The 9,377-nt window shown below is 31.8% G+C and carries 6 protein-coding genes; 5 read left to right on the top strand and 1 reads right to left on the bottom strand.

Annotated elements, in window-relative coordinates; translation table 11 throughout:
• Positions 1–384: 384 nt before the first annotated feature.
• On the bottom strand, positions 385–1,038 hold the full coding sequence (locus tag FGK85_RS13540; RefSeq protein WP_138207485.1) for a 4Fe-4S binding protein: 654 nt from the start codon (positions 1,036–1,038) through the stop codon (positions 385–387).
• 411 nt (positions 1,039–1,449) lie between these two features.
• Here FGK85_RS13540 and FGK85_RS13535 point away from each other — a divergent pair, with 411 nt between their 5' ends.
• The 5 genes from FGK85_RS13535 to FGK85_RS13515 all read left to right on the top strand — a co-directional run bounded on the left by FGK85_RS13535 (position 1,450) and on the right by FGK85_RS13515 (position 9,254).
• Positions 1,450–1,890: a MarR family winged helix-turn-helix transcriptional regulator gene (locus tag FGK85_RS13535; protein WP_138207483.1), complete on the top strand. Its 441-nt coding sequence runs from the start codon at positions 1,450–1,452 to the stop codon at positions 1,888–1,890.
• A 36-nt stretch (positions 1,891–1,926) separates the two neighbouring features.
• Positions 1,927–4,152 carry an ABC transporter ATP-binding protein gene (locus FGK85_RS13530; protein WP_138207481.1) on the top strand — a complete coding sequence of 742 codons (2,226 nt, stop codon included), beginning with the start codon at positions 1,927–1,929 and terminating at the stop codon, positions 4,150–4,152.
• 26 nt (positions 4,153–4,178) lie between these two features.
• Complete coding sequence (locus tag FGK85_RS13525) at positions 4,179–6,014, top strand: ABC transporter ATP-binding protein (protein ID WP_138207491.1); 1,836 nt, start codon at positions 4,179–4,181, stop codon at positions 6,012–6,014.
• 236 nt (positions 6,015–6,250) lie between these two features.
• A complete protein-coding gene (locus FGK85_RS13520) occupies positions 6,251–7,285 on the top strand; it encodes an ABC transporter substrate-binding protein (RefSeq protein ID WP_171011437.1) in 1,035 nt (344 codons plus the stop codon).
• Between the two features lie 280 nt (positions 7,286–7,565).
• Positions 7,566–9,254, top strand: coding sequence for an ABC transporter permease (locus tag FGK85_RS13515; protein WP_243122890.1), 1,689 nt, complete (start codon positions 7,566–7,568; stop codon positions 9,252–9,254).
• The last annotated feature ends 123 nt before the right edge of the window (positions 9,255–9,377 follow it).

Raw genomic sequence — 9,377 nt, 5'->3', positions numbered from 1 at the left:
ATGGTTACCATATAACTTTTCGAACGGCTTCGCATAAAAAGATTATTATCCCTTTCTTTTTCTAACTTAAAGATTTTCTGAATAAAATGAAGAAAATCCACATTAATTGATATTTGATATTTGATATTTGATATCTGATATTTATATATTTAGCCTGGCTATCGCCAATAAAAGATTTAAGTTAATTCCAAAAATAGCTAACATAATTTCACAACGTGAAATTATGTTAGCTATTTTTTACATTCTAAAATTTTTCGTAATGCAATGAAGAAAAATTATCCTTCTCTAGCCCTCTGGTCCTCTAGCACACTAGCACACTAATTTTAGCCCTCTAGCACACTGGCACACTAGCCCACTGAAAATTGTGACAACGTCATAATTTTCTTATAAGGTTTTGCCAATGGATTTTTTAGGGCAGGAATAAACACATTTACTGCATTGGATGCAGTCCTTGTGAGTAATAGCATCATCTTTAAATTCATAAGGTGCTATGCCCATAGGACAATTACGCTCACATATTTTGCAGGAAACGCAAGAGTTATTTACTTTAAGTAAAGCAGGGGTATTTTTCTTATTTTTGAAAAATGATATTAATGCAGCTATGCTGCCCATAGGACAGAAATTACACCAAGTTCTATGGTTATAAAATAAGGATAAAATAATACCAATTAAAGTAGTAACTGCTATAAGCCTATAAAATATAAAGCCCATTGCATATAGATTACCCCAATTTTTTATCATTCCTAAGGTGAACATAGTGAGCATTATAACAGTAACAATTAACCTGAAAAATGTGGATTTAAGAAATTTAGGTACTTTTCTTTTATTGCTAAATTTAGATACTACATTATCGTAAAAGCTTCCTCTAGGGCAAATGTTTCCACACCAGAATCTTCCCTTAAATAAAGATAGTACTATGGGTCCCACCATGCATAGTATTGCAATTAATCCTATTCTAAAATCAAAGAATCCAAGGATCATAAAGGTTATTAAAATTATATAAGAATATTTTTTCCAAACTAAAGATAAATTTTTCATAATATACACCTCCCAAAATATACCCTACTGGGGTATCTAAAAAATATTATATTTTATATTTATTATTGTGTCAATATAAACTTATTCAGATAGGGGGAAATTTATAATTGAAAAAAATTTGTTAACATATAATAAAAAAACTTGACTGTAAGTATTAAAAATATTAATATATTTCGTATGCGAAATATATTAATGCGAATAATTTTAATGCGAAATATAAATAAATGCTCTTAACTTAAAATTTAGTATGTAAAATAGGAAGTTGTAGAGTAGGAAAGAGTGAAAGGTAAGAAGTAAGGTAAGAAGTATGTATAGCTGTGAAAGTTGAATTATTAAAAATATACATAAGAAATTATTCGCATTAGGGGATTTATAATACTTTGAACGATATAGAGAGGAGGATATTATTTTATGAATGATGCAAATAAATCAATGGAGATAGTTAGAATGCTGAAGCAAGTTATGGATTCCATAAAGCAAAGTGTGAGAAAAGAATTTGAGGATATGAATTTAACGGCACCACAGGGAATGATTATAGGTATGCTATCTCATGAAGGGAAAATGAAAATAAGTGATTTAAGTAAACGCATAGGTCTTTCAAATAGCACTATTTCAGGTATAGTAGATAGATTAGAAAAGCAAGGTTTTGTAGAAAGAATTAGAAGTGAAAAGGATAGAAGAGTTGTTTATGTAGATGTAAACTCTGAGTTTAGAAAAAATTCAAAGGATCGCTTTTGTCAAATACAAAGAAAAATGGAAACAGTAATAAGCAAAACATCTGATGAAGAAGCAGATAAAATACTTGAGGGTTTATCTATACTAAAGGAAGTAGTGGATAGGGAGAATTTTTAAATTAAATATAACATTAGGAAAGGGGTAGAAATTGCAATGTACAAATTAGCTAAATATTTAAAACCATTTGTGTCATCAATACTTATTGCTATAGTTCTTCTTTTTATTCAAGCTATGACGGATTTAGCATTGCCTGATTACATGTCCAATATAGTTAATACGGGTATTCAGCAGGGTGGTATTGAAGATGCTGTACCAAAGGCCATAAGAAAGAATCAGATGGAAAAGCTTACTATATTTATGAGCGAAGAAGATAAGGAAAAGGTATTAAATCAATATACTTTAGTAGATAAAAAAGATACTGATTATGAAAAGTATGTAGAGGATTATCCAATCCTTAAAAAAGAAGCTATATATGTATTAAAAGATAGTGATAAGTCAAAGGTAGAAGAATTAAATTTAATAATGGGAAAATCATTTCTAGCAGTTGCAGGTGTTGATAATATGAAATCTAGTGCGAAGAATGGCCTAATAGATATAAACGGCAAAAAAGTTCCTGCCAGCACTGATTTATTCATGTTATTTAAAAATTTGCCAGAGGACGAGCGTTTAAAAATAAATGATGATATGAATAAGAAATTTGCTGCTCTAGGAGATAACATGATAATTCAAGCTGCAGCAAATTCTGTAAAAGGTGAGTATAAAGCACTGGGAGTAGATACAGACAAAATACAAAGTAGGTATATTGGTAGAACAGGGATTAAGATGCTTTTAATATCCTTGCTAAGTGCAGTATGCATAGTTATGGTAGGATTCTTTGCATCAAGAATAGCAGCAGGATTAGCTAGGAACTTGCGTAAAGATGTATTTAAAAAGGTTGAAGGTTTTTCTAATGCAGAGTTAGATAAATTTTCTACTGCATCACTTATAACAAGAACTACCAATGATATTAATCAAATACAAATGCTTATTGTAATAATGATAAGGATGATATTTTATGCACCTATCATAGGGGTAGGGGGTATAATTAAAGCTATTGCTAAGAGTACATCTATGTCATGGATTATAGCGGTGGCAGTAATTACACTTTTAGGTTTAATACTTATAGTATTTTCAGTATCTTTACCAAAATTTAAAATTGTACAAAAGCTTGTGGATAGGCTTAACCTAGTTACCCGTGAAAATCTTTCAGGAATGATGGTTATAAGAGCATTTAATACACAGAAATTTGAAGAAAAAAGGTTCGATAAAGCTAACAAAGACCTAACAAAGACTAATTTATTTGTTAACCGTATAATGGCAGTTATGTTTCCAAGCATGATGCTTATAATGAATGGTGTAACTCTATTAATAGTTTGGGTAGGGGCACATCATATTGCCCAGTCAAGTATGCAAGTGGGAGACATGATGGCCTTCATGCAATATGCTATGCAAATAATTTTTGCATTCCTTATGATGTCATTTATGTTTATTATGATACCAAGGGCGTCTGTATCAGCACAACGTATTTCAGAAGTCTTAGAGGTAGAGCCAACTATTATAGACCCAGAGGAGAGCAAAAGTTTTAATGAGGAATTAAAGGGTGTAGTGGAATTTAAAAATGTGTCCTTTAAATATCCTGGTGCAGAGGAGAATATGCTTAAAAACATAAGTTTTAAAGCTTTGCCAGGAGAAACCACAGCCTTTATAGGAGCTACTGGTTCAGGTAAAACTACATTGATTAATTTAATACTTCGCTTTTATGATGCCACTGAGGGTGAAGTAATTATAGATGGAGTAAATGTTAAAGAGGTTAATCAACATAAACTTAGGGATAAAATTGGTTATGTGCCACAAAAAAGTTCATTATTTAGTGGAGATATTGAATCAAACTTAAGATATGCTAATGAAAATGCCTCAGAAGAGGATTTAAATAGAGCTATAGAAATTGCTCAAGCTAAAGGATTTGTAGAGGAAAAAGGTCAGGGACTTTCACTGGAAATTTCTCAAGGTGGAACCAATGTTTCTGGAGGGCAAAAACAAAGGTTGTCCATAGCTCGTGCTATTGTAAAGAATCCTGAAATTTCTATATTTGATGATAGTTTTTCTGCTCTTGATTTTAAAACAGATTTAGAATTAAGAAAGGCTTTAAAAGAAAAAACTGGTGAAAGTACAGTATTGATAGTAGCACAACGTATAGCTACAATAAAAAATGCTGAAAAGATAATAGTTTTGGATGAGGGAAGAATAGTAGGAATGGGCACTCATAAGGAGCTTATGGAAAATTGTGAAACTTACAAAGAAATTGCTTTATCACAGCTTTCAAAGGAGGAATTGGCATGAGCAGAGACAAAAGTAGACTAAAAGAAATGCATAATCGCCGTCCACCTAAGCGTATGGGACATGGTCCTGGTGCAATGCTGCAAGGTGGAGAAAAAGCAAGAGACTTTAAAGGAACTATGAAGAAATTAATTAAGTATTTAAGTGCCTATAAATTTTCAATAATAACTGTATTAATATTTGCCATAGGTAGCTCAGCCTTTTCTATAGTTGGACCTAAGGTTTTGGGAAAGGTTACTACAAAGATTTTTGAAGGTATTATGGCAAAAATTTCAGGTACAGGCAATATAGATTTTGATTATATAGAAAAAATAATAATTATACTAATAGGTTTATACTTATTAAGTGCAGCGCTTAGTTATGTTCAAGGATGGATAATGACTAATGTGGCAATGAAGGTAAGCTATAATTTTAGAAAGGAAATTTCCGAGAAAATTAATAGAATGCCTCTTAAGTATTTTGATAATACCAATCAAGGAGAGGTACTATCTCGTGTTACCAATGATGTAGATACTTTAAGTCAAACTCTTAATCAAAGTTTAACACAAATTATAACATCTGTAACCACTGTTCTTGGTGTGTTAATTATGATGTTTAGTATAAGTTGGCAAATGAGTTTGGTGGCTATTGGAATAATTCCAGTGTCTATGATTATTATAATGATCATTGTTAAGAATTCTCAAAAATTCTTTAAACAGCAGCAGGACTATTTAGGAAATGTAAATGGCCACGTGGAAGAAATGTATGGTGGACACATAGTAATGAAGGCGTTTAATGGTGAGAAGAGAAGTATTGAGCAGTTTAATAAGTTAAATGATAAGCTTTATGGAGCAGCATGGAAATCTCAATTTTTAACTAGTATTATGATGCCTCTTATGAATTTTGTAGGAAATTTGGGTTATGTGGCAGTGAGCATATTGGGTGGATATCTTGTAGTTAAGAGAACTATAGAAGTGGGAGATATTCAGGCATTTATTCAATATGTACGTCAATTTACGCAGCCTATTGCTCAAATTGCGAATATATCTAATATACTTCAGCAAACAGCAGCTTCTGCAGAGCGTGTATTTGAATTTTTAGATGAAGAAGAGGAAGTGCCAGAAGCTAAAAATCCTGTAAAGCTTAATGAAGTTCAAGGGCATGTGGAATTTAAGAATGTTCATTTTGGATACAATCCTGAAAAAACTATAATTAATGACTTTTCGGCTAATATAAAACCAGGACAAAAGGTTGCTATAGTTGGACCTACTGGTGCTGGTAAAACTACTATGGTAAAACTTTTAATGCGTTTTTATGATGTGAATCAAGGAGCAATATTGGTAGATGGTTATGACATAAGAGATTTTACTCGTAATGATTTGCGTTCTATGTTTGGCATGGTTTTACAAGACACTTGGCTATATAATGGCAGTATTATGGAGAATATAAGATACGGAAGAGTAGATGCTACAGATGAGGAAGTAGTTGAAGCTGCCAAATCAGCTCGTGTAGACAGCTTTGTTCATGCCTTACCAGATGGATACAATATGGTGCTTAATGAGGAAGCATCTAATATATCTCAAGGTCAAAAACAGTTAATAACTATTGCAAGAGCGATACTTGCAAAGCCTAAAATTCTTATTTTAGATGAAGCCACTAGCTCCATTGATACTCGTACAGAGGTACAGATTAAATTGGCTATGGATGCACTGGCAAAGGACTGCACTAGCTTCATAATAGCTCATCGTTTATCAACCATAAGAGATGCAGATTTAATTTTGGTTATGAACAATGGTGACATCGTAGAACAGGGAAATCACAATGAGCTCCTTGTAAAAGACGGATTCTACGCTAAATTATATAAGAGTCAGTTTGAAGCTTCATAAACTGAACTTTTAACATAGAATGTACACAGAAAAATGAATATGAAGTAAATAATATACCCCAGTTTCAAAAATGGAATTTCAGTATTTTTGAAACTGGGGTGTTTAAAATGTGCAAAAATTTTACCTATATGTGTTTTATTTTGTTCATTATTTATTAATGAAGTGTTAAATAATTTATAATGATATTTGTAAACGATGTTACTAATATATAAAGAAAAATGATTGGGAGGATTAATATGATTAAGAAAAGATTATTAGCTTTGACTTTAGGCATGATTATGCTTGGAAGCACTCTTGTGGGTTGTGGAAAAAGCGAAACAGCTAAAAAAGGCGATAAACAGTTATCATTGACAATATATGCAGGACTTATGGAAGATCACGCAAATGCTGTGGCAAAAGAATTTGAAAAAGAATCTGGTGTTAAAACTACAGTTATAAGATTAAGTGGTGGAGAAGCATTAAAGAGAATAGATGCTGAAAAACAAAATCCTAAAGCTTCAGTTTGGTACGGTGGTCCAGCAGATACATTTGTAGCTGCTAAGGAACAAGGATTATTAGAAAAATATGAATCACCTACAGCAAAAGAAATACCAGATCAATTTAAGGATAAAGATGGATATTGGACAGGAATATACAACGGATACTTAGGATTTGTTTGTAACTCTAAATTATTAAAAGAGAAAAATGCTCAAGTTCCAAAGTCTTGGGAAGATTTATTAAAACCTGAATATAAGGGACAAATAGTTGTAGCTAACCCAGCCTCATCAGGTACAGCTTATGCTATGATTGCAACTTTAGTTCAATTAATGGGCGAAGAGAAAGCTATGGACTATGCTAAAAAATTAGATGGACAAATAAGACAATATCCTAAAACTGGATCTGCTCCAGCTCAAATGGCAGGAACAGGAGAAGCTATGGTTGGTATTTGTTTCTTACACGATGGAATTAAATATCAAAAGCAAGGATATTCTGATATAGTTCTATCAGCTCCTTCAGAGGGTACTGGTTATGAAGTAGGTGCTGTATCTATATTAAAAAATGCTCCAGATATGGAAGCTGCTAAGAAGTTTGTAGATTGGTGCTTAAAGAAAGAAGTACAAGAAATGGGACAAAACTATGGTTCATTCCAATTCTTAACAAATAAAAATGCTCAACCACCTAAAGAAGCTGAACAATTAAAAGATACTAAATTGATTGATTATGATATGGAGTTTGCAGGAAAGAATAGAAAGAAATTAGTAGACGAATGGCATAAATTAACAAATAAATAGTATTTAAAATAGAACAAAATTAGAACAATAATAAAAAACTCGTTGGTAGCTGCATGTTATGATACTGACGAGTTATTTATTAACTTAACTTTGAAACAGGATTTGTCCGATGACTACCTGCCGTAACACTCCCCCTTCTAACAAAGTGGGAGATAACGGCAGCTACGTCCCTGGATAACGATCTCTAACCTTCAGTTGGAGTAAAAACTCCATCTGAAGCTAAGAGCTCTGTTTATTCAGTTATTAAGAAATGGTTATATACAGGAAAGGAGAATGTTGAATGGCATTCAATAAGTATAGGAATAAAATGAAAAGCGATGTAACGGATATGAAAAAAATATGGAGAGATCCAATGCTTCTAGTTACAATAATTTTTGTAATAGCAATATTATTAATATTTATTTTATATCCATTATTTGCAGTACTTAAAGAGAGCTTCATTGGCAAAGATGGTTTTACACTAAGTGCATATTCTGAAACTATTAAAAGTATTGATTTTAGAAATACATTAAAAAACACATTGATGTTAGGATTTATTGTTGGAGGATTATCTACTTTAATTGGATTTATATTTGCATATGCAGATTCTTATATAAAAACAAGATTTAAGAAACTATTTAATATTGTATCTATACTTCCTATTATTTCACCACCCTTTGTACTCGCATTATCAGCAATTATGCTTTTTGGACAAAGAGGATTTATAACTCATAAATTACTTCATATTTCAGATGCAAATATATATGGATTAAAAGGTTTAGTTATTGTACAGACTATGACATTTTTTCCAGTGGCATATCTTTTATTAACAGGACTTTTAAAACATATAGACCCTTCATTAGAAGAGGCAGCAAGAAATATGGGAGCTTCAAGATGGAAAACTTTTACTACAGTTACATTGCCTCTTATGGCACCAGGACTTGCTAATGCATTTTTATTAACATTTATAGAAACAGTAGCAGATTTCTCAAACCCAATGGTTATTGGTGGAAACTTTTCAACACTAGCAACACAAATATATTTGCAGGCCATAGGTAACTATGATATGCAAGGTGGAGCCACTATAGCAGTTATTTTATTGGTTCTTACTATATTATTATTCGTTGTTGAAAAATATTGGATAGAGAGAAAATCATATATAACAGTTACAGGAAAAGCTTCAAGAGGAAGAGATTTAATTGATGAAAAGAAAATAGTGTATCCTATAGATGCATTTTGTTTAATTGTAACTATTTTTGTATTAGTATTTTACGGACTAATACCTTTAGGCGGATTATTTAATATATGGGGAATGGACTATAAATTAACACTTAAACATTTTAAATATGTTTTTGAACTTGGAATTAAACCATTAATAGATACTACATTCCTTTCGGCTATTGCAACACCTATTACAGGGGTACTTGCTATGATTGTTGCATTCTTAATTGTTAGAAAGAAATTCTATGGACGTGGTTTTGTTGAATTTTCATCTTTATTAGCAATGGCGGTGCCAGGAACTGTTATAGGTATAGGTTACGTTTTAGCTTACAATACTAAGCCATTATTATTAACTGGTACTGCAACAATAATAATAATAGCCTTTGTTATGAGAAGTTTGCCAGTGGGTGTAAGATCAGGAGTAGCAGCTCTTCAACAAATAGATCCTGCTATAGAAGAGGCAGCGTCAGATTTAGGGGCAGATACAACTAAGGTATTTACTTCTGTAACATTGCCACTTATAAAGCCAGCATTTTTCTCAGGACTTGTTTATAGTTTTGTAAGAAGTATGACTGCGGTAAGTGCAGTAATATTCTTAGTTTCAGCAAGATATAGCCTGCTTACTGTAAATATACTTTCACAGGTGGACGCAGGTAGATTTGGTGTGGCAGCGGCATACTCTACTTTACTTATTATAATTGTATATATTGCTGTTTCTATAATGTATTTTGCACTAAGTAAAATGGGAGTAAGCAAGGATCAGATATAAGCAATTTGGTAATATGTCAAGAACAAAATAAAAGAAAAATGAAATGATTTCTTTAAAAAAGGGTAACCTTAACAAGCATACAGTCCAATAAGAATGTATGTTTGTATAATTATGAAATTTAAT

It is taken from the genome of Haloimpatiens lingqiaonensis (genome assembly GCF_901447495.1).
GTDB classification, from domain to species: domain Bacteria; phylum Bacillota; class Clostridia; order Clostridiales; family Clostridiaceae; genus Haloimpatiens; species Haloimpatiens lingqiaonensis.
The sequence above is the reverse complement of the archived record's forward strand: the minus strand, read 5'-3'. Positions and strand labels throughout refer to the sequence as shown.

Excerpts from the sequence above, each read along its gene's own strand:
- FGK85_RS13540 (WP_138207485.1), bottom strand. The coding sequence starts at position 1,038 with ATGAAAAATTTATCTTTAGTTTGGAAAAAATATTCTTATATAATTTTA.
- FGK85_RS13535 (WP_138207483.1), top strand. The coding sequence starts at position 1,450 with ATGAATGATGCAAATAAATCAATGGAGATAGTTAGAATGCTGAAGCAA.
- FGK85_RS13530 (WP_138207481.1), top strand. The coding sequence starts at position 1,927 with ATGTACAAATTAGCTAAATATTTAAAACCATTTGTGTCATCAATACTT.
- FGK85_RS13525 (WP_138207491.1), top strand. The coding sequence starts at position 4,179 with ATGCATAATCGCCGTCCACCTAAGCGTATGGGACATGGTCCTGGTGCA.
- FGK85_RS13520 (WP_171011437.1), top strand. The coding sequence starts at position 6,251 with ATGATTAAGAAAAGATTATTAGCTTTGACTTTAGGCATGATTATGCTT.
- FGK85_RS13515 (WP_243122890.1), top strand. The coding sequence starts at position 7,566 with ATGGCATTCAATAAGTATAGGAATAAAATGAAAAGCGATGTAACGGAT.